Below are 24,145 nucleotides of genomic sequence, written 5' to 3'. Positions count from 1 at the left end.
CGGGGGCACCGCGCCCGCACCGGCGGGCCGCCGTTCACTCGTCACACCTTGGGAGACATACGTATGGCACCCGGCCTTCCCACCGCCATGGACCGACCGCACTTCATCGGCATCGGCGGCGCCGGAATGTCGGGGATCGCGAAGATCCTCGCCCAGCGCGGCGCACGGGTCGCGGGCAGCGACTCGCGGGAGTCCGCGACCGCCGAGTCCCTGCGCGCGCTGGGCGCCACGGTCCACATCGGCCACGCCGCCGGGCACCTGGCGGACGACTCCACCTGCGTCGTCGTCTCCAGTGCCATCCGCGCCGACAACCCGGAGCTGGTCCGCGCCGCCGAGCTCGGCATCCCCGTCGTGCACCGCTCCGACGCGCTGGCCTCGCTGATGGAGGGCCTGCGGGCCATCGCCGTCGCGGGCACGCACGGCAAGACGACCACGACCTCGATGCTGGCCGTGGCCCTGACCGAGCTCGGCCTCGACCCGTCGTACGCCATCGGCGGCGACCTCGAAGGCCCCGGCACGAACGCCCGCCACGGCGCCGGCGACATCTTCGTCGCCGAGGCGGACGAGAGTGACCGCAGCTTCCACAAGTACGACCCCGAGGTCGCGATCGTCCTCAACGTCGAGCTGGACCACCACGCCAATTACGCCTCGATGGACGAGATCTACGACTCCTTCGAGACCTTCGCGGGCAAGATCGTCCCCGGCGGAACGCTGGTCATCACGGCGGACCAGCCGGGCGCCGTGGAACTGACGTCCCGCCTCCGTGACCTCTCCACCCTGAAGATCGTCACGTACGGGGACTCCCCGTCGGCCGACGTACGCGTTCACAAGGTCACCCCGCGCGGCCTGACCAGCGAGGTCACGGTCGTCCTCGACGGCCGCTACCTCACCTTCACGGTCTCCGTGCCCGGCCGCCACTACGCGCACAACGCGGTCGCCGCCCTGGCGGCGGGCGTGGCCCTGGGCATCCCGGCGCACAACCTGGCGTCCGCCCTCGGCAAGTACACCGGCGTGAAGCGCCGCCTCCAGCTCAAGGGCGAGGTGAACGGCGTGCAGGTCATCGACTCGTACGCCCACCACCCGACCGAGATGACCGCCGACCTGGAAGCCATGCGCGGCGCGGCGTCCGACGCGCGCCTGCTCGTGGTCTTCCAGCCCCACCTCTTCTCCCGCACCCAGGAGCTGGGCACCGAGATGGGCCAGGCCCTGGCCCTCGCGGACGCGTCGGTGGTCCTCGACATCTACCCGGCCCGCGAGGACCCGATCCCCGGCATCACCAGCGCCCTGATCATCGACGCGGCCCGCGCGGCGGGAGCCGACGTGACGGCGGTGGCCGACAAGGCGACGGTGCCGGACGTGATCGCGGGAATGGCGAAGCAGGGCGATCTCGTTCTCACGATGGGCGCGGGAGACGTGACGGACCTCGGCCCGCAGATCCTCGCCCGCCTGTCGAACTGAGGGAGCCCCCATGCCGTACGACGTCGACAAGCCCGACGAGCAGTGGCGCGCGGAACTGACGCCCGCCGAGTACGCCGTCCTGCGTCAGGCCGGCACGGAGCCGGCCTTCGTCGGTGAGTACACGGACACGAAGACGACGGGTGTCTACTCCTGCCGCGCGTGCGGGGCGGAACTCTTCCGCTCGGACACCAAGTTCGAGTCGCACTGCGGCTGGCCGTCGTTCTACGACCCGAAGGACACGGACGCGGTCGAACTGATCGCCGACACCTCCCACGGCATGACGCGCACGGAGGTCCGCTGCGCGAGGTGCGGCTCACACCTGGGCCACGTCTTCGAGGGCGAGGGCTACCCCACGCCCACGGACCAGCGCTACTGCATCAACTCCATCTCGCTGCGGCTCACCCCCGACGAGGTCTGACGGCCGCGGCAGGAGCCGCCCGAGCCGACACACCGACGCGCCCCGCACCCCGGATCCGATCCGGTGGTACGGGGCGCGTCGGTGTGAACGGGCGGGCCGGTCCGGCACCGCCGCGCGTGACCGGACCTACTCGATGACGAGCTCGACCTCGATGTTGCCGCTGGTGGCCTTCGAGTACGGGCAGTAGGCGTGGGTCGCCTCGACGAGCTGCCGGCCCGTCTCGCCCGCCAGGGCGTCCGGGAGCTCCACGCGCATGACGACCGCGAGCCCGAAGCCCGTGTCGTCCTTGCCGATGGACACCTCGGCGGTCACCGAGACGTCCTTGGTGTCGACCTTCATCTGGCGCGCCACCTGACCCATCGCGCTGGCGAAGCAGGCGGCGTACCCGGCGGCGAAGAGCTGCTCCGGGTTGGTGCCCTGACCGTTGCCGCCGAGAGCCGGGGGCATCGCGAGGGCGAGGTCGATCTGGCCGTCGGAGCTGACGGTGCGGCCCTCGCGGCCGTTGGCGGTGGCGACAGCGGTGTACAGCGCGTTCATGGGGTGTCCTCGTTTCGTCGGGAGGTCAAAATAGTTGCACACGATTCAGTTGTGCACAACTAAATCGGCCGGGGAGGTTACTCTGGACCCATGACGCCACCGCCGACCACCGACCCGACGCTGCCCGCCGTGTCCGACGCGGAGCTGCTCCGCCTCGATCACCAGGTCTGCTTCTCGCTGCACGCGGCCTCGCGCGCCTTCGGCGGCGTCTACCGCGACGCGCTCAGGGATCTCGGCCTCACCTACCCCCAGTACCTGGCCATGCTGGTGCTGTGGGAGCACGGCCCGCAGCCCGTCAAGGCGATCGGCGAGCAATTGCGCCTCGACTCCGGCACGCTCTCCCCGCTGCTCAAGCGACTGGAGGCCGCCGGCCTGGTGCGGCGCGAGCGCAGCGCCGAGGACGAGCGCTCGGTGACCGTCCGGCTGACGGAAGCGGGCGAGGAGATGCGTGAGCGGGCGCTGCCCGTGCCGCGCAGGATCCTCGCGGCGACGGGCCTGTCCGTCGAGGAGGTCCTCGGCCTGCAAGGGCTGCTGGCACGCCTGACCGGCGCCCTCGACGAGGCTCAGGGTTAGGTCCGGGCTGTGTTCACCACTGCCGCCGACGACGCGTGCTCGCGCCGCGCCCGCTGTGCCGCGGCTCCCGGACGCCCCGGCGTCCCCGCCCCCCGGCGCTTCGGCGCTCCGTGCGGGACGGATGGACCGTGATGTCCGAGAACCGGACCGTGGCCCTGTGGCTGCGTGCGGCCGTGGCCGCCGCCCTGTACGTCATGGCCGCCTTCATGCTGAGCCTGAGCCTTTCGGCGATGGGCAGGGAAGTGAACCCGACGACCGACCGGGACTTCGTGGCCGGCGCGAACCTCTGCCTCGCCCTGTCCACCGTCTTCCTCGCCGCCACGGCCGTGGTGGCACGCAGATGGAAGGCGGCATGGGCCCTGTGGCTGCCGCACCTCGTCGCCACGGCGCTCGTCTGGACGCAGGTGCCCTCCCTGTTCTGAGCCGTCGGGCGCGCGGAACAGGCTCAGGACGTCGTCACGGGGGTCCGGCCCGTGACCCGAGCCGCACCGCCTCAGTCACCCCGCCCCAGACGCAGCGTCAGGATCTGGAACGGCCGGAGTGTCACCCTCAAGGCGCCCTCCGGTGTGGGTTCGTACGCCGGCGAGTCCGCCAGGGGGCGTTCCAGCAGATCCGTCGCCGTCGCCGAGACGAGCGGGAAGCCCGCCGCGAGAGTCGCCGACGCGCGACCGCCGGACGCCTCGTACAGTCGCACGATCACATCGCCGTTGCGGTCCTCGGCCAGCTTCACCGCCTCGACGACCACCCGGTCGTCGTCGGAGGTGAGCAGCGGCCGGACGGGGGCGCCGGAACCGGTGACCGTACGCTCCGGAAGGTTGATCCAGTGCCCCTCGCGCACCGCGTCGACGACCGTCGCGCCGGGCGCCAGCGCGAAACGCAGCCGGTGGGTGCCCTGGTCGGTGGCCGGGTCCGGGTAGCGCGGGGCGCGCAGGAGGGAGAGGCGGACGGTCGTGGTCTGGCCGCCGTCGGCCCGTACCGTACGGGTCACGTCATGGCCGTACGTCGAGTCGTTGACGATCGCCGCGCCCCACCCCGGCTCCTCCACCTGGATCCAGCGGTGCGCGCAGATCTCGAACTTGGCCGCCTCCCACGAGGTGTTGGTGTGCGTGGCACGGAAGACATGCCCGAACTGCGTCTCGGCGGCCGACCGGTCCGCCTTCACGTCCAGCGGGAAGGCCGCCTTCAGCAGCTTCTCCGTCTCGTGCCAGTCCACCTCCGTCTCGATGTCGAGCACCTTCGCGCCCGAGCGGAGCGTGAGGCGCTGTACGGCGGTCGAGTCGCCGAAGGAGCGCGTGACCGTCACCACCGCACGGTCGTCCGACGACTCGGTGAGGGTGACGCCGTCCGCGTCCACCAGGTCCGTCACGTTGTGGCGGTAGAACTCGTCGATGTCCCACGCGTCCCACATGTTCGGGAAATCCGGGTGGATCTGGAGCAGATTGGCCGCACCGCCCGGCGCCACCGCCTCCCGCCGCGCCCCCACGTCGTACACCGAGACCACCAGGCCGCGTGAATCGATCATGACGCGCAGGAGGCCGTTGGAGAGTTCGTGGCCGCCGGACGCGTGGCGCACCGCCGTGACCGGGTCCGGCGTACGGGACGGAGCGACCACCGCCGCGCCGCCCGCCGGGACCGAACGACGGCTGTGCGGAGCCGCGTTGAACGTCACCTGCGCCGTTCCCCCGCCCGCCAGCGCCGCCTGCGCGCCCGCCGTGATCGCCTCCAGTTCCGCCCGCACCCGCGCGTACGTCCCGCGCGCCTCCCGGTGCACCCACGCGATCGACGAGCCCGGCAGGATGTCGTGGAACTGGTGCAGCAGGACCGTCTTCCAGATCCGCTCCAGGTCCTCGTACGGATACGAGTACCCGGCCACCCGCACCGCCGCCGTCGCCGACCACAGCTCCGCCTCGCGCAGCAGCGACTCGCTGCGGCGGTTGCCCTGCTTGGTCTTCGCCTGCGAGGTGTACGTACCGCGGTGCAGCTCCAGGTACAGCTCGCCCGCCCACACCGGAGCGTCCGGATACTCCGCCTCCGCCTTCGCGAAGAAGGCGGACGGCTTCTCCACCGCGATTCTCGGGGACCCCTCCAGGTCCCGCAGCCGCTCCGCCCGCGCCAGCATCTCGCGCGTGGGCCCGCCACCGCCGTCGCCCCACCCGAAGGGCACGAGCGAGCGCGAGGCCCGGCCCTTCTCGCGGTAGTTGCGGGCCGCGTGTGCCATCTGCGCACCGCCGAGGTCCGAGTTGTACGTATCGACCGGCGGGAAGTGCGTGAAGACGCGCGTGCCGTCGATGCCCTCCCACCAGAAGGTGTGGTGCGGGAACGCGTTGGACCGGTTCCAGGAGATCTTCTGGGTCAGGAACCACTTCGAGCCCGACAGCTTGACGAGCTGGGGCAGGGCCGCCGTGTAACCGAAGGAGTCCGGCAGCCAGACCTCGTTCGTCTCGACGCCGAACTCGTCCAGGAAGAACTTCTTCCCGTACAGGAACTGACGGGCCATCGCCTCCCCGCCCACCATGTTGGTGTCCGACTCCACCCACATGCCGCCGACCGGCACGAACTGCCCGCTCGCGATCTTCTCCCGAACGCGCGCGAAGACCTCCGGCCGGTGCTCCTTGATCCAGGCGAGCTGCTGCGCCTGCGACATCGCGAACACGAAGTCCGGGCGGGTGTCCATCAGGGCCACCACGTTGGAGCAGGTACGGGCGACCTTGCGCACCGTCTCGCGCAACGGCCACAGCCACGCCGAGTCGATGTGCGCGTGCCCGACGGCGCTGACGCGGTGCGCGGACGCGTTCGCGGGGGAGGCGAGGACTGCGGTCAGCTCCGCGCGGGCGCGGGCCGCCGTACCGGGAATGTCGGCCAGGTCGACGGCGTCCAGCGCGCGTTCGACCGCGCGCAGGACCTCCCAGCGCCGCGCGTCGCTCTCCGCCAGCTCCGGCATCAGCGAACCCAGCACCTCCAGGTCCTGGACCAGCTCCCACACCTCGGTCTCGAAGACCACCAGGTCCGCCCGCCCGACGCGGTACAGCGGGTCGGCCGACGCCGTCAGCCTGTCCCCCTCGTACGTCGGTGTCTGCCCGGCCAGCACCGGGTTGGACGCGGCCTCGACGTACAGCAGCACCTCTTCGCCGCCCTCGGCCGGGCCGGCGATCCGCACCCAGTCGTTCAAGGGATGGAGGCCCTTCACGGCCCGGCCGTCGGGCCGGTACACCAGGCCCTCGCACTGGAAGCCCGGCATCCGCCGGTCGAAGCCGAGGTCGACGACGGCCTCGACGGTACGCCCGCGCCACTCGTCCGGCACCCGGCCCGTGAGCCTGAACCAGGTGGTGCCCCACGCCGGGCCCCACGCCTGCCCCGCCCCCGACGGCTCGTACCCGGCGGACAGGCCCTCGGCGACCGGGACCGGCTCACCCAGGGCCTCCCACTTCCCGACGGTCAGGGGCAGCGAACGGGAGCGGACGGCGGGCGCGACGCGCTCCGTGAGGACGCGGCGCAGGCGGTGCTCCACGATGCTTCGGTCGTCATGCATGCGGTGACTCCGGTGGTGGATGCGGCCGGGGCCGGCGGGAGGGCTTCACGCGGGCTGGAGAAGGTCCCAGCGGTTGCCGTACAGGTCCTCGAAGACGACGACCGAACCGTACGGTTCATGGCGCGGCTCCTCCAGGAAGCGCACGCCCGCCGCCGTCATCCGGGCGTGGTCACGCGCGAAGTCCTCGGTGTGCAGGAAGAAACCGACCCGCCCGCCCGTCTGCCCGCCCACCCGCGCGAGCTGGGCGTCGTCCTTCGCGCGGGCCAGCAGCAGCCCCGTGCCGGCGGCGGAACCGGGCGGGCGGACGACGACCCAGCGGGAGCCGTCGCCCCGGTCGGTGTCCTCGGCCAGTTCGAAGCCCAGGGGACCGGTGTAGAAGGCGATGGCGTCGTCGTAGTCGCGGACGACGAGCGTGACGAGGGCGATGTGCGGCATGGGGTTCGTCCTTCCCCACTCCACCCCGTTCCCAACCGCGCCGCCGGCCCCGGACCCGGCACCCGGAACGCGCCCGCGCCCGCGTGGGCCGGGGCCGGGGGTTGCGCCCGGCCGGGCCCGCGCCGCCACAATGCCCGCATGGAACCGCACCGCCTCGCCGACCGCGCCCGCCGCCTCGTCGTCCCCGGCCGCCGCCGCATCCTCGGCATCGCCGGACCGCCCGGGGCGGGCAAGTCCACCCTCGCCGCGTACCTCGTCGACCGGCTGGGCCCGCTCGCCGTACTCGTCCCCATGGACGGCTTCCACCTCGCCGGAGCGGAGCTGGAGCGCCTCGGGCGTACGGACAGAAAGGGCGCCCCGGACACCTTCGACGCCGCCGGATACGCCGCGCTGCTCGCCCGGCTGCGCACCCCCGAGACCCCGGACACCGTCGTCTACGCGCCCGCCTTCGACCGGTCGGCCGAGGAACCGGTCGCCGGCAGCATCGCCGTGCCGGGTCCGTGCGACGTGCCGCTCGTCGTCACCGAGGGGAACTACCTGCTGCACGACGACGGCCCCTGGGCCCGGGTACGCGACCTCCTCGACGAGGTGTGGTTCCTGGAGCTCGACCAGGAGGAGCGGGTACGCCGCCTCGTCGACCGGCACGAACGCTTCGGCAAGCCCCGGGAAGCCGCCGAACGCTTCGTCCACGCGTCGGACGAGGCCAACGCGCGCCTGGTCGCCGCCGGCCGGGACCGCGCCGACCTCGTCGTCACCCTCGGCCCCGGCACCGCCCGGTCGACGGCTGGCGAGGACACCGGGCGCCGGGCAGGATGAGGCCATGTCCTCCGCGCCCCGGCCCACCGCGCCCCCCGCCTCCGCCCCGGCATCCGGAGCCCCCACCTCCGCGAGCGCGGCGGCCGCGCCCGGCGGCCCCGCGTCCGCACCCGTGTCCGCCGCCGCCGGGCCCGCTCCCGCGCCCTTCACCGCCGAGCTCTACCGCGCCCGGATGGCCCGCGCCGCCGAGGCGGCCGCCGACGCCGGCCTCGACGGCGTCCTCGTCGCCCCCGGACCCGACCTGGTCCACCTCACCGGCTACCGCCCCACCGCCGACACCGAACGGCTGACGCTGCTCGTACTGTCCGTGGAACAGGAACCGGTGCTCGTCGTGCCGACCCTGGAGGCACCGGACGCGCGCCAGGCGCCCGGAGCGGCCGTACTCACCCTGCGCGACTGGACGGACGGCAAGGACCCGTACGCCGTCGCCGCGCCGCTCCTCGACGTCACCGGCCGCTTCGCGGTCAGCGACAACACCTGGGCGATGCATCTGCTGGGGCTCCAGCAGGCCCTGCCCAGTACCTCGTACGTGTCACTGACGGCGGCCCTGCCCATGCTGCGGGCCGTCAAGGACGCCGCCGAGCTGGCCCGCCTGGAGGCCGCGGGCGCGGCCGCGGACGCGACGTACGAGGAAATCCTCAGAGTGCGCTTCTCCGGGCGGCGCGAATCGGAGGTGGCGGCGGAACTCGCCCACCTGCTGACGCAGTTCGGGCACGAGCAGGTCGACTTCACCGTCGTCGGCAGTGGCCCGAACGGCGCCGACCCGCACCACGAGGCGGGCGAGCGGGTCATCGAGGAGGGCGACATGGTGGTGCTCGACTTCGGCGGCCTCAAGCACGGCTACAGCTCCGACACCTCCCGCACCGTCCACGTCGGCGCCCCGACTGCCGAGGAGCAGCGCGTCCATGACGTCGTACGGGAGGCGCAGCAGGCGGCGTTCGAGGCGGTGCGGCCCGGGGTCGCCTGCCAGCAGGTCGACCGGGTGGCGCGCGCGGTGATCACCGAGGCCGGGTACGGAGAGCGGTTCATCCACCGCACCGGACACGGCATCGGAGTGATCACGCACGAACCGCCGTACATGGTCGAGGGCGAGCGCCGTCCGCTCGTGCCCGGCATGTGCTTCTCCATCGAGCCCGGTATCTACCTCCCGGGGCGCTTCGGAGTACGCATCGAGGACATCGTGACCGTCACGGAGGACGGTGGGCGGCGCCTCAACACGACGGCCCGCGAGCTGGCCGTCGTCGGCTGACACCGTCCACCGGCCCACGGACCGGCCGGCGGCAGCGGGCCTCCCGCTCACGGGGCACCCCCGGTCACGGGCACCCCCGGTCGCGGGGCACCCCCAGTCAGCCGCTTGCGGGGCCCAGTACGACGCAGGACTCCGGCGGCAGGCGCAGCAGCCCGTCGGAGCCCGGTGCGTCGACCGGCTCCCAGGCCGCCAGCACGCGGCTGAGGCCGTTGCGGCCGAGGCCGATCAGGGCGGGCTCCCGCGACAGGTTCACCGCGACGCGGATGTCACCCCGCCGGTACGCCAGCCAGCGCGCGTCCTCGTCGTACGCGACCTTGACCGCCGCCAGGTCCGGGTCGGCGAGGTCGGGCCGCTCGCGGCGCAGTGCGATCAGCGCGCGGTACCAGGCCAGCACGCGCGCGTGCGGCTCGTTCTCCTGCTCGCTCCAGTCCAGGCAGGAGCGTTCCCGGGTACGCGGGTCCTGCGGGTCCGGGATGTCCTCCGCCGCCCACCCGTGCGCGGCGAACTCCCGCCGCCTGCCCTCCCGTACGGCCTGCGCCAGCTCCGGATCGGTGTGGTCGGTGAAGAACTGCCACGGCGTGCGGGCCGCCCACTCCTCACCCATGAAGAGCATCGGAACGTACGGGCCGGTGAGGACCAGCGTGGCGGCGCAGGCGAGCAGGCCGGGGGAGAGGGTGGCGGAAAGCCGGTCCCCGATGGCCCTGTTGCCGACCTGGTCGTGCGTCTGGGCGTAACCGAGGAAGCGGTGCGCGGCGGTCTTCGTGCGGTCCACGGCACGGCCGTGAACGCGTCCCCGGAACGACGAGTACGTGCCGTCGTGAAAGAACACCTGCGTGAGCGTCTTGGCGAGCGCACTGAGCGGCGCACGGGCGAAGTCGGCGTAGTAGCCCTGCGATTCGCCGGTGAGAGCGGTGTGCAGGGCATGGTGGAAGTCGTCGTTCCACTGCGCGTGCAGACCGAGCCCCCAGGTCTCGCGCGGGGCGGTCGTGCGCGGGTCCCCCTGGTCGGACTCGGCGATCAGGAACAGCGGCCTGCCCGTGTCGGCGGAGAGGGTGTCCACGGCCGTGGACAGCTCCTCCAGGAAGGTCAGCGCGCGGGTGTCGGCGAGGGCGTGCACCGCGTCGAGCCGCAGACCGTCGACACGGTACTCGCGCAGCCAGGCGAGAGCGCTGCCGATCAGGTACGCGCGTACCTCGTCGGACCCGGGGGCGTCGAGGTTGACGGCCGAACCCCACGGGGTGTGGTGCGTGTCGGTGAAGTACGGGCCGAACATGGGCAGGTAGTTGCCGGAGGGGCCCAGGTGGTTGTGCACGACGTCGAGTACGACGCCGAGCCCGAGGCCGTGCGCCGTGTCGACGAAACGCTTGAACCCTTCCGGGCCGCCGTACGGTTCGTGCACGGCCCACAGCGACACGCCCTCGTAGCCCCATCCGTGCGTTCCCGGGAACGGGCAGACGGGCATCACCTCCACATGGGTGACGCCCAGCTCCGCCAGATGGCCGAGGCGGGCGGCGGCGGCGTCGAAGGTGCCCTCGGGGGTGTACGTACCGATGTGCAGCTCGTAGAGGACCGCGTCCGCCAGCGGCCTGCCGCCGGACCAGGCGGTCCGCCACACGTGGTTGTTGTGGTCTACTACGGCGCTCAGGCCGTCCGGACCGTCCGGCTGGCGGCGCGAGCGCGGGTCGGGCAGCACGGGTCCGCCGTCCAGGGAGAACCCGTAACGCGTGCCCTCGCCCGCGTCGGCGTCGGCCGCCCACCACCCCTCACGCTCCGGATCGCGCTCCATGGCGTACGTCCCGCCCGCCAGCCGGAGCTCGGCGTGCTCGGCCTTCGGTGCCCACACCTCGAACCGCACTGGCGGCCCCTCTCGTCGACGATGCCGCCACCCATGGTGCGTCAGACGGGCATGATCCGCCGGTAATTCGTCAGCTCCACGTCATATTGACCGAGCGCTCGAAATTGACGTAACCGGCGCGTTCGAACGCCTTGGCCATCGGTACGTTGCCGAGGTCCGTCGCCGCGCGGATGCGGGGCACGTCCCGGGCGGCGAGGACGCGCGTGCCCTCGGCGAGGATGTCGTCGATGTAGCCGTGGCCGCGGTGGGCCGGCACGACACCGATGTACGCGATGATGTGGTGGTAGTTGTTGCGCGCCGGGAGGACGAAGCCCACCGGACCGCCGCCGTCCGGGAGTTCGGCGATCCTCCACCACTCGCGCGGCGACGTGAGGGCCGCGAACTCCTCCTCGAACTGGAACTCGGCGGCCTCGCGCGGGCTGAGCCCCGACGCCAGGTCGGCGCGGCTGTGCGCGTCGAGCGTGCCCTCCAGGACCAGCGTCATCAGCGCGAGCAGCTCCTCCTGGTCGTCCGCGCCGCGGAACGTCAGGCGGCCGGTGGGCTCGGGCAGCGGGGTGCCGGGGCGCCATTCGAGACGCAGGCGTTCCACGAGCAGCCGCGCGCCGGTCCTCTCCAGGACCCGCATCCGCGCCTCGACCACATCGCGGGCCGCCGCGTCGTCACGCCAGTGCGCCGGTATGAAACGGCCGTACTCGGGACGCGGCGCACCGGCTGGGAGCACGGCGGCCGACGCAGTCTCCAGGAGGTGCAGACCGATCTCGCCGCGCTCGGGTTCCGCCAGCGTGTCGTCCAGGTCGAAGAAGTCCAGCGCGCACGGCGGTTCGCCGGCCCTCGGGGTCCACCAGGAGAGGCGGCCCAGCAGCCGCTCCCCGCGCAGCGCCACCCACATCCATTCCGGGCGGCGGCGGCCGGTGGCCACGTCGTCCTCGAGTTCGTGGTCGAGCACGTACGCGAGCCGGCAGAAGAGGCCGAGCTCCTCCGGTCCCGCGAGCGGTCGTACGGTCAGTTCCTGGTCGTGCGGTACCGAGGTCAAGCCGTCCCCCTGGGGTGTCTGAGTACGCAGACCGTAACAAGATCATCCGAGGTCGGTCACGGAATTCCGTCTGTGCAGGTCAGGTCGGGCGGAATGCCCTGTTCTTCTGGACACCCGTGCGGGGTCGGCCCGACAATCGGGTCTGTGACGTCGTCCTTCGAGTTCCACACGTATCCCCCTCGGCTCTCCGACGCCGAGCGCGACCGTGTGCTCGGGGTGCTCAGGGAGGGCGCGGCGCAGGGGAAGCTCTCGCACGACACGTTCATGCGCCGGATGGAACTGGCCCTGGTCGCCCGCCGGTCCGACGAACTGGCCGTGCTCACTTCGGACCTGGAGCCCGAGAGCCGCTGGGCGCGGGGGGTGTTCGGCGTGGTGGAGCGCGCCTCGGCGTTCACGGTGCGGCTGCGCAGGGCCTGGCAGTCGGAGCGGCTGCCGAAGCTGCTGTTCCCGGAGCCGGGTCCGTACCCGCTGAGGATCGGACGCGATCCCGCGAACGGTCTGCGGCTCAGCCACGAGACGGTCTCGCGCGTGCACGCGGAACTGTCCGTACAGGGCGGCGGGTGGATCCTGCGCGACCTCGGCTCGACCAACGGGACGTCCGTCAACGGACGGCGGGTCACCGGAGCGGTGCTCGTGCGCGACGGGGACCAGGTGAGCTTCGGGCGGATGACCTTCCGGCTCTCCGCGCGCTGAACCGCCCGCTCTGCCACAGCTGCCCCGCGAAGCGGGCGTGGGGCTGACCGCGGGAAGGCCCGGCGGCCGGCCCCAACCCACCAGCGCACGCGGGACCGGCCCGGCACGGGGCGGGTCCCGCGTGGCGCCCGGGTCCGGCGCGGCCCTACGGTGTCTCCTCCCGCTCACGGGTGAGCAGTGACACGGGGCGTTCCGTGAAGAGGTCGGCCGTGCGCACCGATCCCGTGAACGAGCGGCCCGGGGCCAGGGCGTCCGTCCACCTGCCCTCCGGCAGCTCCAGCGCCGTGTCGCGCCAGCCGCCCGCCTCCGCCAGGCGCAGCGACAGCCGCGTGACGGCCGTGACGGCCTCCCCGGAGCGGCAGAACGCCACGCAGTGGTCCGCGGCCGGCCCCACGGCCGTGAGAGGCGTGTACGTCCCCGACTCGCCGAAGACCTCCGCCCGCGCCCGCCGCAGGCCCAGCGCCGCCACGGTGACGGCGTACTTCTCCGCGGAGAGGCCGTCGTCACCCGGCGCCGGCGGCGTGAAGTCGACCGGGCGCCGGTTGTCCGGGTCCACCAGCGCCCGGAACTCCCGCTCCGTGCCCTGGTAGAGGTCCGGCACCCCCGGCATCGTCAGGTGCAGCAGCGCCGCCCCGAGCACATTGGCCCGTACGTACGGAGCCAGATCCCGCGCGAACTTCGCCACCGTCTCGAACGGCGGGCCCGCGGGACCCGCCGCGACGAAGTCGGCCACCGACCGCTCGTACACCTCGTCCTGTTCGGTCCAGCTGGTGTGCAGACCGGCCTCGCGCACCGACTTCAGCAGCGCAGCCGTCAGCCGCTCCGCGTCGGGCTCCCCGAAGCCGAGGGCCGTCTGCCATGCCGTCCACGCGAGGTGTGCGTCGGGGCCGGGAACGGAGGCCAGCCCCGCGAGCAGCCCGGCCCACCGCCCGGGGCACTCGGACAGCACCGCGATCCGCGCGCGCACGTCCGCGCTGCGCTTCGTGTCGTGCGTGGACAGCACGGTGCCGGTGGCCGGCCAGTCGCGCGCCAGCCGGGTGCAGAACGCGTGGAAGTCCGCCGGGCTCACCCCGGGCTCCCCGGGGTCACCGCCCACCTCGTTCGCCGAGATCAGCGGCGTGTACCGGTAGAAGGCGGTGTCCTCCACCGACTTGGCCCGCAGCGCCGACGCCGTCTGGGCGAACCGCGCGCAGAACGCCGCCCGGTCCGGCCCCGCGCCCAGCTTCCCCAGCGCCAGATCACGCACCAGATCGACGACCGCCGCTTCCTCGCGCACCGCGAACGCCGCTTTCACCTGCCGCGCCGCCTCCAGCGGAACGGCCGCATCGGCGCTCTCGGGACAGGGCCCGCCGGCCGTCACGTACGGCCGGTACACGGGAACGCGCACGAGCAGTTCCCGTACGGCTGTCAGCAGCGCCCAGGGAGCGTGGTCGCGCAGGGCGGGATCGGACGCGCAGATCCGTTCGGCCGTACGGACGAGGTAGCGGGTCTCCGCGGCCAGCTCATGCGTGAGCACCTTGTACGCCGATCGTCGTACTGTCGCTTCCCAGTAGCCGCCGCGATCCCCGGCGGGGCCCGCGAAATCGCGGTAGTGAGCGGTCAGCTCCCCGGCGCCGGAGGGATCGGTGAACAGCCCGTCGATCCGGTACAGCGCGTCGTATCCCGTCGTTCCCGCGACCGGCCATTCGGCGGGCAGCCGTTCGCCGCCGGTCAGGATCTTCTCCACGACCGTCCAGCGGCCCTCGACGGCCTCACCGAGGCGCCGCAGATACGTCTGCGGATCGGCCAGCCCGTCCGGATGGTCGACGCGCAGCCCCTCCACCACCCCGTCCCGTACGAGCTCCAGGATCTTCGCGTGCGAGGCGGCGAAGACCTCAGGGTCCTCCACCCGGACGCCGATCAGCTCCGAGATGGTGAAGAAGCGGCGGTAGTTCAGCTCGGTCCGTGCCAGCCGCCACCAGGTGAGCCGGTACCACTGGGCGTCCAGCAGCTCGGGCATCGGCAGCCCGGCCGTTCCCTCGCGCAGCGGAAACGTGTGGTCGTAGTAGCGCAGGGTCTCGCCGTCGACCGTCAGGTCCTCCAGCTCTTCACCGATCCGGTGCGCCAGCACGGGCAGCAGGACCTTCCCGTCGCCGCCCTCCCAGTCGATGTCGAACCACCCGGCGTACGGCGAACCGGGCCCCTCTCTGAGCACCTCCCACAGCGGCCGGTTCAGGTTCTCGGGAGTAGGCACGGCCATGTGGTTCGGGACGATGTCCAGGATCAGGCCGAGGCCGTGCGCGCGGGCCGTACGGGACAGCGCGCGCAGTCCCTCCTCGCCGCCGAGTTCGGCCCGCACGCGCGCGTGGTCGACGACGTCGTATCCGTGCTGGGAGCCCGGAACGGCTTCGAGCACGGGTGACAGATGCAGATGCGAGACCCCGAGAGCGGCCAGATGGGGCACCGCCTCCTCGGCGGCCGAGAAGGGGAAGTCGGATCGGAGTTGCAGACGATAGGTGGCGGTGGGCGTCATGCGAACATACGTACCCGCATTGGGACCTTCTGTGTCATCGGCCCATGCGTACGTGTGATGACCCGGTAATACGTTCACCCGATGCCCGGCAGCGACAGCGCGCCGTCGTGCCGGCCGTGTCCCCCGTGGAGGCGGCGGCCACGCTCTGCGCCGTACCGGCGTGGACCGCCCGCCCCGCTCCCACACCCGCCTCTAGGCCGGCCGTTGCAACACCACCAGACTGCGCCCGATCAGCAGGATCTGCTCGCCCGCGCCCAGCTTGGGACCGCTCCCCGGCGGCACCCCCTCGGGACGCGCTGTGTCGACCACGACCTGCCACTGCTTCCCGTGGTTCACCGGAACGGTGAAATCGAGATCCGTCGCGCTCGCGTTGAACATGAGCAGGAAGGAGTCGTCCGAGATCCGCTCGCCGCGCGGCCCCGGCTCCGAGATGGCGTGACCGTTGAGGAAGACCGTCAGCGCCTTCGCGTGCGCCGCCTGCCAGTCCCGCTGCGCCATCTCCTTGCCGTCCGGGGTGAACCACGCGATGTCCGACAGGTCGTCGTGCGTGCCCTCCACCGGACGCCCGTGGAAGAACCGCCTGCGCCGGAAGACCGGATGGTCCCGCCGCAGCCACACCATCGCCCGGGTGAAGGCGTGGAGTGAGCCCTCCTCGTCGTCCTTGTCGGGCCAGTGGACCCACGACAGCTCGTTGTCCTGGCAGTAGGCGTTGTTGTTGCCGCCCTGCGTCCGGGCGAACTCGTCCCCGTGCGACAGCATCGGCACGCCCTGCGACAGCATTAGCGTCGCGATGAAGTTGCGCATCTGGCGGGCGCGCAGCTCCAGGATGGCGGGATCGTCCGTGTCACCTTCCGCCCCGCAGTTCCAGGACCGGTTGTGGCTCTCGCCGTCCCGGTTGCCCTCGCCGTTGGCCTCGTTGTGCTTGTCGTTGTACGAGACCAGGTCGGCCAGGGTGAATCCGTCGTGGCAGGTGGTGAAGTTGATGGACGCGAGCGGCCTGCGCCCGTCGTCCTGGTAGAGGTCGGACGACCCGGTCAGCCGCCCGGCGAACTCCGCGATCGTCCGGGGCTCGCCCCGCCACAGGTCCCGGACGGTGTCCCGGTACTTGCCGTTCCACTCGGTCCACAGCGGCGGGAAGTTCCCCACCTGGTAGCCGCCCTCGCCCACGTCCCACGGCTCCGCGATCAGCTTCACCTGGCTCACCACCGGGTCCTGCTGCACCAGGTCGAAGAAGGACGACAGCCGGTCCACCTCGTGGAACTGCCTCGCCAGCGTCGCCGCCAGATCGAAGCGGAAGCCGTCGACGTGCATCTCGGTCACCCAGTACCGCAGCGAGTCCATGATCAGCTGGAGGACGTGCGGCGACCGCATGAGCAGGGAGTTCCCGGTGCCCGTGGTGTCCATGTAGTAGCGGGGATCGTCGGCGAGACGATAGTACGAGGCGTTGTCCAGGCCCCGGAAGGAGAGCGTGGGACCCAGGTGGTTGCCCTCCGCCGTGTGGTTGTAGACGACGTCGAGGATGACCTCGATGCCCGCCCGGTGCAGCGCCCGTACGGCCGACTTGAACTCCAGGACCTGCTGGCCCCGGTCGCCCCAGGAGGCGTAGGCGTTGTGCGGGGCGAAGAAACCGATGGTGTTGTAGCCCCAGTAGTTGCTCAGCTTCGCGTCGGCCAGCCGGTGGTCGTTGACGAACTGGTGCACCGGCATCAACTCGAGAGCCGTCACCCCCAGTTCCGTCAGGTGCGAGATGATCGCCGGATGCGCGAGCGCCGCGTACGTCCCCCGGAGCTCGTCGGGGAGGTCAGGGTGCATCATCGTGAGGCCCTTCACATGGGCCTCATAGAGGATCGTGCGGTGGTAGTCGGTGCGCGGAGGGCGGTCGTCACCCCAGTCGAAGTACGGGTTCACCACCACCGACGCCATCGTGTGCGGCGCCGAGTCCAGGTCGTTGCGGGAGTCCGGCTTCCCGAAGTGGTAGCCGTACACCGCCTCGCCCCAGTCGATCTTGCCGCTGATGGCCCGCGCGTAGGGGTCGAGCAGCAGCTTCGCGGAGTTGCACCGCTTGCCCTCCTGCGGGGCGTACGGGCCGTGGACCCGGTAGCCGTAGCGCTGACCCGGCATGATGCCGGGCAGGAAGGCATGACGTACGAACGCGTCGGACTCGCGCAGTTCCACCGCCGTCTCCGAACCGTCGTCGTGCAACAGGCACAACTCGATGCGGTCGGCGGCCTCCGAATAGACAGCGAAATTGGTTCCGGCGCCGTCGTACGTGGCGCCGAGTGGGTAAGCCTCTCCCGGCCAGACCTGCATGCGATCGACTCTTCCACTTCTGATCCGGGTGCTGCGGGGCACTTCGCACAGATCTTCCCCGAAAGTGGGGCAACCTCCTAGGACTTCGGACCGTCCTACCGGGTGACCACGCATACCCGGTATGCCAGTTGCTGTCGCGTGTGACGCGCGGAGCGGCGGGGGGCGCCCGGGAGACTAGGGGGGCACAGTGCACAGGACAGTGCGCCGGCATCTGGGGAAGGTGCTGGCGGGGGCCGCGATAGCGGTGACCGGGACGGCGGTGATGATCGGGGTGACACTGCCGGGTCCGGCGGGCGCCGCCGACGACACGCGCGGCGGGCGCACCGGGTCCGCGACCGCCGCCGGTTCCACGGGGGGCGAGCAGAGCGCGCAGGGGGACCGGGCCGCCGAGGACGGCGGGAGCGCGCAGGCAGGGCAGGCGCCGGAGCCGGGCGTCGTCGAGGCCGCCCCGGCCGAAGGGGAGCAGGGCACTGGCCGGGACCCGCTGACCGACGCCGAGCTGGAGCGGGTGGAGAAGCTCGCGCTGACGCCGTCGCAGTTCGCGGGCGGCAGGGACGTCGAGGGCGACCGGGGACCGCAGCACCTCGCCACGAACCTGAGCGAGATTCAGCCGTCCGAGGTCGACGACGCCGCGCCGCCGCGCCGCGCGGACATCTCGTACTACGACTACAAGCGCGACGCCCTGGTGACGAAGACCGTCAACCTCGCCACCGGAAAGGTGGAGCGGACCGGCGTGCTCAAGGGCGTACAGCCCTCGCCGACCCGCGCGGAGAACCGTGAGGCCACGGAGCTGATCCTGGCGAGCCCGCACGGGAAGGGCCTGAAGGAGGACTACCAGGACGCCATGGGCAAGCCGCTGACCTCGGTGGACCAGCTGTGGGTGAACGGTGGCATCTACCGGGCGGACCGGGAGGAGAACGTGCCGGCGGCGCTCGCGAAGTGCGGCGAGCACCGCTGCGTCCGCGTCACGTCCAAGGTCGTGAACGGGCCGTGGATCGACACCCGCGACCTCGTCGTCGACCTGAGTGCGAGGACGGTCGGCCGTATCGGCTGACCCTCTCGGCGCGCTCGCCCGGCTCATCCGTCCCAGTCCCTTCCCGCACTTCCGTACGAGGGAGTTCATCCTCATGCACGTCAACAGAGCTTCTGGTGCCCGCAAGCGGGCCGCCGCAACCCTCGCGGCCGCCGCCCTGCTGGGCAGCCTCGCCGCCGCGGGCGGCTCCGCGGCCTCCGCGGCGCCCAAGGCGGCACCCGAGAGCGCACCCAAGAACGCGCCGAAGGCCGCCCCCGCGGCCCCGGCGCCCGCCCCGGCCGATTGCAGCGCGGCGTACCGCATCGAGCAGAAGCTCGACGGCGGCACCACCTGGCGCATGTGCTGGAACTACGACAGCGACGCCGGACTGATCCTGGAAAAGGTGTCGTACCAGCCCAAGGGCGAACCCAAACCGATCCGCGTCCTGACGAGCGGCAAGCTCGCCCAGGTGCACGTGCCCTACGACAACGGCAAGGAGGAGTACGACGACCTCACGAGCTACGGCTTCGGTACGGGCCTCCAGGACCTGAAGCCGGCCGAGTGCCCGGGCGGCACGATCCGGACGGTCCGGGTCCCCGACCTGGGCAACGTCAAGGGCATCTGCACGACCACGCGTGCGCGCGGGCACGCGTACCGCCTCGCCAGTGACGAGGGCACCAAGGTCTGGCAGGCCCAGGGCAAGGACCTGCTCGTCTACACCGTCAACAAGGTGTCCTGGTACGAGTACATCACCGAGTGGCGCTTCTCCTCCGACGGCACCGTCTCCGCCAACGTCGGAGCCACCGGCAGCCTCGCGCCGGACGACTACGACGCCACCGACGGGCGGGGCTGGCCGATCGGCAAGGGCGCGCGCGACTACGCCACCAGCCACAGCCACAACGTTTTCTGGCGGCTGAATTTCGGCATCGACGGCAGCTCCAAGAACCGCATCGAACAGTACGACTCCAAGGTCACCCCGCCGCGCGGCAACGGGAAGCCGACCACCAAGACCACCCGTACCCCCATATCCAAGGAGCTCGCGGGCGACGCCAAGAGCATGCGGTGGTGGCGGGTCGTCAGCTCGACCGGCAAGAACAAGGACGGGCACGCGCGCTCGTACGAGATCGTGCCGGGCAGCTCCAACAAGCACCCGGGGCGCAGCTTCACGAAGCACGACGTGTACTTCACGAACTACCGCAAGTGTGAGCAGTTCGCCAGCAATAACATCCGCGACTGCGGGAGCGCGAACGCGCCGAACAGCGTGGACAAGTGGGTGAACGGTGAAGCCCTCAAGAACCCCATCGCGTGGGTCAACATCGGTTTCCACCACATCGCGCGGGACGAGGACCAGCAGCCCATGCCGGTCCACTGGCAGGGTTTCCAGCTCGCCCCCAGGGACGTAACCGCTATGAATCCGCTCACTCCGGCCGATCTCGCAGGACAGAACGGGCATTACGAATAAGGGACTTGGGAAAAGAGCCTGCGCATCCGGCTGCACCGCCTCCCGCTCCCGGAGTACCCTTCCTTGATCGTTGGAGACGGGGCTTCCAGGAGCTGAAGGCGGTGCGTGGGTGAGCTCGGGAGGGCTGGAACTGCCCCCCGGTGACGCAGGTCACGAGGGGGGTTCCGCAGGCGTCCCGCCCGGAGCGGTGTCGGTCGCTCGCCCGATGGAGATCGGGGCGGAACTGGACTGGGGCGCGGACGCCTGGAGCGAGGTGCGTACGCGCGCCCAGCGGGCCGGCCGGGCCTACATCTGGCTGAACCTCGTGGAGCAGCGGCTGCGTGCCGTCGTCGCCGCCGTTCTCCGGCCCATCTACGAGCCGGTGCACGGCGAGGACGACTGGGTGGTCGCGGCAGCGGGGCCGGCCGGTCAGGAGTGGGTGCAGCGCGCCGTCGCGGTGCGCGAGGTCTCGCGCCGGAAGGGGTACCTGCTCGACCCCGCCGACGACAACGTCATCAGCTTCCTCACGCTGCCCCAGCTCCGCGAGCTGATGGTGCAGCACTGGCCGTGCTTCGAGCCGTATTTCGACGACCGGCGCGATGTCGAACTGGCCCTGGACGAGCTGGAAGTCACCCGTAACGTCGTCTCGCGCAACCGGGCGCTGTCCGAGGCCGTGCTGGCGCAGGCGGAACGGGCGTCCGCGCGGCTCCTGGAGATCCTGGGCAGCGGGGCCGGTGTGCAGTCCGCCGGCCGGCTCAAGGTGGACGCCGTCGAGGAACTGGTGGGGGACAGGTACGCCGATGTGGTCAGCGTCCACTCGGACCGGGTCCGTCTCCAGCGCCAGCTTCCCGCCGAGGACCTTTTCGGCGGGGCGCGGCGGCTCGACGCGATCGGCATAGGGCTGAACCTCCTCGTCCAGAACTTCTCCGGCCGGCGGCTGGTGCGGCTGGCCGAGTCGGGGTGCCGCATACGCCTTCTCTTCCTCAATCCGGCGAGCAGCGCGGTCCGGCGACGGGAACGCGAACTGGGCTTGGCAAAGGGTGAGTTGAGCCGGTCGGTGGAGATGAACATCCTCCACATGCGGCGGGTGCGCTCGAAGCTCCGCGACCCGGGGGCGTTCGAGATCCAGGTCTTCGACGAGACGCCGCGCTTCACGGCGTATCTGGTGGACGGGGACGGCTCGGACGGGCTCGCCGTCGTGCAGACGTATCTGCGCAAGGCGCGCGGCATGGAGGCGCCGGTGCTGGTGCTGCGGGGTGGCGGGCGCGGCGTGGTCAGGCACGGACATGACGGTCAAGATGCCGAAGGCGGTCTTTTCGACACATACCGGGAGGAATTCGAAGCCGTGTGGGTGGACTCCCGACCGGTGTCCTGAGGGCGTTGTCAGTGGTGCGTGCGAGGGTGGTTTTCCACCGGGGATCTTCCGGGGGGAGCAGCACGGGGAGCATCACGAAGGAGGTCCCACGATGGGATGGCACGGGGAACCGCTGGTCGGATTCGACCTGGAGACGACCGGCACGGAGCCGCTGGAGTCCCGGATCGTCACGGCCTCGATCGTCGGAGTGCGGAACGGCGAGGTGTCACGCCAGCGCGACTGGCTGGCCGACCCCGGCATCCGCATCCCGGCGCAGGCGTCGGCGATCCACGGGATCAGCAGCGAGCGGGCCGGGGCGGAGGGCAGGCCCGCCCATGAGGTGGCCGACCAGATCGCGGAGACGCTGACCGGGTACTGGGCGCAGGGCGTGCCGGTCGTCGCCTACAACGCGGCCTTCGATCTGACGCTGCTCGCGGCGGAGTTGCGCAGGTACGGGCTGCCGTCGCTGAGCGAGCGGCGCGGTGGCGCCGGCCTCGGCCCCGTCATCGACCCGTACACGATCGACCGAGCCGTCGACCGCTACCGCAAGGGCAAGCGGACGCTGGAAGCGGTCTGCGTCGAGTACGGCGTGGTCCTCGACGGTGCCCACGAAGCCTCGGCCGACGCTCTCGCGGCGGTCAGGGTCGCCCTCGCGATAGCCGAGCGCCACCCGTCGGTCGCCGCGCTGGACCCTGCCGAGCTGCACGAGCGGCAGATCCGGTGGTACGCCGACTGGGCTGCGAACTTCCAGGAGTTCCTCCGCAAGAAGGGGACAGCGGACGCGGTCATCGATCCCCGGTGGCCCTTGCGCGAACTGACGCCTGCCGTGCTCTGAACACAGCGCCGAACCGGCCCCGCGCGAAACCGGCCGCCCCGAGCGAGACCGGCCCCCCCCGCGAAACCGGCCCCGAGCGGAACCAGTCCTGCCGCACCCGGCGCCACCCGAGCGCCTCGGCCACTCGCGCCCCGCGCCAGGCGGCCGCCGCTCCTCGCCCTGTGCCCGCACCCTGCGCCTCGCCCCGCGTCCTCGCGCGTCAGAACGGGTACCAGCGCACCGCCGTGTCCCCGTCGCGCAGGGACGCCACTCGCCTGCGGAACTCGGCGAGCGCCGCCGGGCTGGACGGGGCGTGCTGCGCCACCCAGGCACAGCTCGCCGTCTCGCGGGCGCCGCGCAGCACCGCGCAGCCGGCCCATTCGCGTACGTCCCAGCCGTACGCCGAAGTGAACGCGTCGTACGCCTCCGGCGCCAGGCCGTACCGGTCGCGCGAGAGGGCCATGACCACCAGGTCGTGCTCGCGGAAGTCGGCGGCGAAGGTCTCCAGGTCGACCAGTACGGGGCCTTCGGGGCCGACATGGACGTTGCGGGGGAGCGCGTCGCCGTGGATCGGGCCCTGCGGCAGGTGCGGGGTGAGTGCGGCCGACGCCGCCGTGAAGCCGTCGCGCCGCGCGCGCAGGTACGCCGCGTCGGCGGGGTCGATCGCGTCCCCGGCGAGCCGCAGCCACCGCTCGACGCCGCCGAGCAGTTCGCGCCGGGGAGCGGGAAGGGGGAGCGGGGAGTGCGTGGACGAGGCGCAGCAGCTCCGCCAGGTCGCCGGGGCCGGCGGGGCGTACGGACTCGGGCAGCCGGTGCCACAGCGTCACCGGATGACCGTCCACCAGGCGGGGCTTCGGCTCGGCGGCCCGTACGGCCGGGACGCCCGCAGAGGCGAGCCAGGCGGCCACGGCCAGTTCGCGCTCCGCACGGGCCACCAGCTCCGGGTCCCGGCGCCCGACCTTGACGGCCAGGGCGCCGGTCGCGAAGACCGCGTTCTCGCCCAGCGCCAGCAGCTTCGCACCGGTGGTGGAGGCGGGGAGCCCGGCGACGGCCAGGACCTCGCGTGCCCTTGTCTCGTCCATGAGCACAGATTCTCGCATCACCGCAGGTGGGGTTGACGAACCGACGACCCGTCAGCACGATGACGAGGGCCGCCGGGACGGCCAGACCCCTACATGCCGCCCGAAGGAGTCGAATCCGTGACATTACAGACCGCGAAATCGCGGTCCGGAACGAAGTCCGGCGGTGGAGCCTGGTTCCTGGTGCTGCCCGCGCTGATCCCGATCCTGATCCTCAGTGTCGGCCCGCTGCTCTACGGCACAGCTCTCGCCTTCACCGACTCGCAGTCGGGCCGCACCACACCCACCCAGTGGATCGGCCTGCTGAACTTCCAGGACCTGCTGCGCGACACGCTGTTCTGGGACTCGTTCCGGATCGGCCTGCTGTGGGCGGTGGGGGTGACCGTTCCGCAGTTCTTGCTGGCGCTCGGTCTCGCCCTCCTGCTCAACCAGAACCTCCGCTTCCGCTGGCTGGCGAGGGCACTCGCGATCATCCCCTGGGCGATGCCCGAAGTGGTCGTCGGCATCATGTGGCGCCTCGTCTACAACCCCGACGCCGGAATCCTGAACGAGACCGTCCGCGACTTCGGTCTCGGTGACGGGCGCGACTGGCTGACGGGCCTGGCCACCGCCCTCCCCGCCGTCATACTCGTCGGCATATGGGCGGGCATGCCGCAGACCACGGTCGCCCTGCTCGCCGGCCTCCAGAACACCCCGCACGAGCTGCACGAAGCCGCTGCCCTCGACGGCGCTGGCGCCTGGCGCCGGTTCCGTACCGTCACCTGGCCCGCGATCAAACCCGTCGCCCTGGCCATCACGGCGCTCAACTTCATCTGGAATTTCAATTCCTTCGCGCTGGTGTACGTCCTGACCAACGGCGGACCCGGCGGCCGCACCCGCCTCCCCATGCTCTTCGCCTACGAACAAGCCTTTCGTTACGGCCAGTTCGGTTACGCCGCGGCCATGGGCTGCGTCATGGTCGCCGTGATCTCCGTGATGCTCGCCTGCTACCTCGTGGGCCGCCTGAAGGGAGGCGACGACCAGTGAC

The 24,145-nt window shown here is 71.7% G+C and carries 19 protein-coding genes and 1 pseudogene; 12 read left to right on the top strand and 8 right to left on the bottom strand.

What is annotated here, in order from left to right; genetic code table 11:
- Nucleotides 1-63 precede the first annotated feature (63 nt).
- Together murC and msrB are read left to right on the top strand one after the other, a co-directional pair.
- A complete protein-coding gene (murC, locus tag AS594_RS08300) occupies nucleotides 64-1,458 on the top strand; it encodes a UDP-N-acetylmuramate--L-alanine ligase (protein ID WP_069926365.1) in 1,395 nt (464 codons plus the stop codon).
- Between the two features lie 10 nt (nucleotides 1,459-1,468).
- Entirely contained in the window at nucleotides 1,469-1,876 is a 408-nt protein-coding gene (gene msrB, locus AS594_RS08295) for a peptide-methionine (R)-S-oxide reductase MsrB (RefSeq protein WP_069926364.1), read from the top strand.
- A 126-nt stretch (nucleotides 1,877-2,002) separates the two neighbouring features.
- Here the strand turns inward: msrB and AS594_RS08290 are convergent, their stop codons facing one another.
- Complete coding sequence (locus tag AS594_RS08290) at nucleotides 2,003-2,413, bottom strand: organic hydroperoxide resistance protein (protein ID WP_069926363.1); 411 nt, start codon at nucleotides 2,411-2,413, stop codon at nucleotides 2,003-2,005.
- Between the two features lie 90 nt (nucleotides 2,414-2,503).
- Between AS594_RS08290 and AS594_RS08285 the strand changes: the two genes are divergently transcribed.
- Nucleotides 2,504-2,986, top strand: coding sequence for a MarR family winged helix-turn-helix transcriptional regulator (locus AS594_RS08285; RefSeq protein WP_069926362.1), 483 nt, complete (start codon nucleotides 2,504-2,506; stop codon nucleotides 2,984-2,986).
- 131 nt (nucleotides 2,987-3,117) lie between these two features.
- Nucleotides 3,118-3,408: a hypothetical protein gene (locus tag AS594_RS08280; RefSeq protein WP_069926361.1), complete on the top strand. Its 291-nt coding sequence runs from the start codon at nucleotides 3,118-3,120 to the stop codon at nucleotides 3,406-3,408.
- Nucleotides 3,409-3,479: 71 nt separating this feature from the next.
- On the opposite strand, the gene AS594_RS08275 is transcribed toward AS594_RS08280, so the two are convergent.
- Both AS594_RS08275 and AS594_RS08270 read right to left on the bottom strand, forming a co-directional pair.
- Nucleotides 3,480-6,515, bottom strand: coding sequence for an alpha-mannosidase (locus AS594_RS08275; RefSeq protein ID WP_069933215.1), 3,036 nt, complete (start codon nucleotides 6,513-6,515; stop codon nucleotides 3,480-3,482).
- A gap of 45 nt (nucleotides 6,516-6,560) precedes the next feature.
- Complete coding sequence (locus AS594_RS08270) at nucleotides 6,561-6,950, bottom strand: VOC family protein (RefSeq protein ID WP_069926359.1); 390 nt, start codon at nucleotides 6,948-6,950, stop codon at nucleotides 6,561-6,563.
- Nucleotides 6,951-7,088: 138 nt separating this feature from the next.
- Here AS594_RS08270 and AS594_RS08265 point away from each other — a divergent pair, with 138 nt between their 5' ends.
- Together AS594_RS08265 and AS594_RS08260 are read left to right on the top strand one after the other, a co-directional pair.
- Nucleotides 7,089-7,766, top strand: coding sequence for a nucleoside/nucleotide kinase family protein (locus AS594_RS08265; RefSeq protein WP_069933216.1), 678 nt, complete (start codon nucleotides 7,089-7,091; stop codon nucleotides 7,764-7,766).
- 172 nt (nucleotides 7,767-7,938) lie between these two features.
- Entirely contained in the window at nucleotides 7,939-9,015 is a 1,077-nt protein-coding gene (locus AS594_RS08260; RefSeq protein ID WP_069930355.1) for an aminopeptidase P family protein, read from the top strand.
- Nucleotides 9,016-9,112: 97 nt separating this feature from the next.
- On the opposite strand, the gene treZ is transcribed toward AS594_RS08260, so the two are convergent.
- Together treZ and AS594_RS08250 are read right to left on the bottom strand one after the other, a co-directional pair.
- Nucleotides 9,113-10,870: a malto-oligosyltrehalose trehalohydrolase gene (treZ, locus tag AS594_RS08255; protein WP_069926357.1), complete on the bottom strand. Its 1,758-nt coding sequence runs from the start codon at nucleotides 10,868-10,870 to the stop codon at nucleotides 9,113-9,115.
- Between the two features lie 70 nt (nucleotides 10,871-10,940).
- Nucleotides 10,941-11,903 carry a GNAT family N-acetyltransferase gene (locus tag AS594_RS08250; RefSeq protein WP_069926356.1) on the bottom strand — a complete coding sequence of 321 codons (963 nt, stop codon included), beginning with the start codon at nucleotides 11,901-11,903 and terminating at the stop codon, nucleotides 10,941-10,943.
- Between the two features lie 144 nt (nucleotides 11,904-12,047).
- On the opposite strand from AS594_RS08250, the gene AS594_RS08245 reads away from it, so the two are divergent.
- The gene (locus AS594_RS08245) at nucleotides 12,048-12,596 is read left to right on the top strand and encodes a DUF1707 and FHA domain-containing protein (RefSeq protein ID WP_069926355.1); all 549 of its coding nucleotides are present in this window, start codon (nucleotides 12,048-12,050) and stop codon (nucleotides 12,594-12,596) included.
- A 145-nt stretch (nucleotides 12,597-12,741) separates the two neighbouring features.
- On the opposite strand, the gene treY is transcribed toward AS594_RS08245, so the two are convergent.
- Together treY and glgX are read right to left on the bottom strand one after the other, a co-directional pair.
- Nucleotides 12,742-15,108, bottom strand: coding sequence for a malto-oligosyltrehalose synthase (gene treY, locus AS594_RS08240; protein WP_069926354.1), 2,367 nt, complete (start codon nucleotides 15,106-15,108; stop codon nucleotides 12,742-12,744).
- 192 nt (nucleotides 15,109-15,300) lie between these two features.
- Nucleotides 15,301-17,418, bottom strand: coding sequence for a glycogen debranching protein GlgX (gene glgX / locus AS594_RS08235; protein ID WP_069926353.1), 2,118 nt, complete (start codon nucleotides 17,416-17,418; stop codon nucleotides 15,301-15,303).
- A gap of 187 nt (nucleotides 17,419-17,605) precedes the next feature.
- Here glgX and AS594_RS08230 point away from each other — a divergent pair, with 187 nt between their 5' ends.
- The 4 genes from AS594_RS08230 to AS594_RS08215 all read left to right on the top strand — a co-directional run bounded on the left by AS594_RS08230 (nucleotide 17,606) and on the right by AS594_RS08215 (nucleotide 22,060).
- A complete protein-coding gene (locus AS594_RS08230; RefSeq protein ID WP_069926352.1) occupies nucleotides 17,606-18,472 on the top strand; it encodes a Tat pathway signal sequence domain protein in 867 nt (288 codons plus the stop codon).
- Between the two features lie 73 nt (nucleotides 18,473-18,545).
- On the top strand, nucleotides 18,546-19,892 hold the full coding sequence (locus tag AS594_RS08225; RefSeq protein WP_069926351.1) for a copper amine oxidase: 1,347 nt from the start codon (nucleotides 18,546-18,548) through the stop codon (nucleotides 19,890-19,892).
- 109 nt (nucleotides 19,893-20,001) lie between these two features.
- Entirely contained in the window at nucleotides 20,002-21,246 is a 1,245-nt protein-coding gene (locus AS594_RS08220) for an SAV2148 family HEPN domain-containing protein (RefSeq protein ID WP_079148255.1), read from the top strand.
- Nucleotides 21,247-21,337: 91 nt separating this feature from the next.
- Nucleotides 21,338-22,060, top strand: coding sequence for a 3'-5' exonuclease (locus tag AS594_RS08215; RefSeq protein ID WP_069926349.1), 723 nt, complete (start codon nucleotides 21,338-21,340; stop codon nucleotides 22,058-22,060).
- A 199-nt stretch (nucleotides 22,061-22,259) separates the two neighbouring features.
- Here AS594_RS08215 and AS594_RS08210 read toward each other — a convergent pair.
- A pseudogene (locus AS594_RS08210) lies at nucleotides 22,260-23,121 on the bottom strand (phosphotransferase enzyme family protein).
- Between the two features lie 93 nt (nucleotides 23,122-23,214).
- On the opposite strand from AS594_RS08210, the gene AS594_RS08205 reads away from it, so the two are divergent.
- Nucleotides 23,215-24,144 carry a carbohydrate ABC transporter permease gene (locus AS594_RS08205; RefSeq protein WP_420877767.1) on the top strand — a complete coding sequence of 310 codons (930 nt, stop codon included), beginning with the start codon at nucleotides 23,215-23,217 and terminating at the stop codon, nucleotides 24,142-24,144.
- Nucleotide 24,145 lies beyond the last annotated feature (1 nt).

It is taken from the genome of Streptomyces agglomeratus, from assembly GCF_001746415.1.
Classification (GTDB): Bacteria; Actinomycetota; Actinomycetes; order Streptomycetales; family Streptomycetaceae; genus Streptomyces; species Streptomyces agglomeratus.
The sequence above is the reverse complement of the archived record's forward strand: the minus strand, read 5'-3'. Positions and strand labels throughout refer to the sequence as shown.

Excerpts from the sequence above, each read along its gene's own strand:
- glgX (WP_069926353.1), bottom strand. The coding sequence starts at position 17,418 with ATGCAGGTCTGGCCGGGAGAGGCTTACCCACTCGGCGCCACGTACGAC.
- AS594_RS08285 (WP_069926362.1), top strand. The coding sequence starts at position 2,504 with ATGACGCCACCGCCGACCACCGACCCGACGCTGCCCGCCGTGTCCGAC.
- murC (WP_069926365.1), top strand. The coding sequence starts at position 64 with ATGGCACCCGGCCTTCCCACCGCCATGGACCGACCGCACTTCATCGGC.
- AS594_RS08215 (WP_069926349.1), top strand. The coding sequence starts at position 21,338 with ATGGGATGGCACGGGGAACCGCTGGTCGGATTCGACCTGGAGACGACC.
- AS594_RS08275 (WP_069933215.1), bottom strand. The coding sequence starts at position 6,515 with ATGCATGACGACCGAAGCATCGTGGAGCACCGCCTGCGCCGCGTCCTC.
- AS594_RS08225 (WP_069926351.1), top strand. The coding sequence starts at position 18,546 with ATGCACGTCAACAGAGCTTCTGGTGCCCGCAAGCGGGCCGCCGCAACC.
- AS594_RS08260 (WP_069930355.1), top strand. The coding sequence starts at position 7,939 with ATGGCCCGCGCCGCCGAGGCGGCCGCCGACGCCGGCCTCGACGGCGTC.
- AS594_RS08265 (WP_069933216.1), top strand. The coding sequence starts at position 7,089 with ATGGAACCGCACCGCCTCGCCGACCGCGCCCGCCGCCTCGTCGTCCCC.
- AS594_RS08205 (WP_420877767.1), top strand. The coding sequence starts at position 23,215 with ATGCCGCCCGAAGGAGTCGAATCCGTGACATTACAGACCGCGAAATCG.
- AS594_RS08290 (WP_069926363.1), bottom strand. The coding sequence starts at position 2,413 with ATGAACGCGCTGTACACCGCTGTCGCCACCGCCAACGGCCGCGAGGGC.
- msrB (WP_069926364.1), top strand. The coding sequence starts at position 1,469 with ATGCCGTACGACGTCGACAAGCCCGACGAGCAGTGGCGCGCGGAACTG.
- AS594_RS08280 (WP_069926361.1), top strand. The coding sequence starts at position 3,118 with ATGTCCGAGAACCGGACCGTGGCCCTGTGGCTGCGTGCGGCCGTGGCC.
- treY (WP_069926354.1), bottom strand. The coding sequence starts at position 15,108 with ATGACGCCCACCGCCACCTATCGTCTGCAACTCCGATCCGACTTCCCC.
- AS594_RS08270 (WP_069926359.1), bottom strand. The coding sequence starts at position 6,950 with ATGCCGCACATCGCCCTCGTCACGCTCGTCGTCCGCGACTACGACGAC.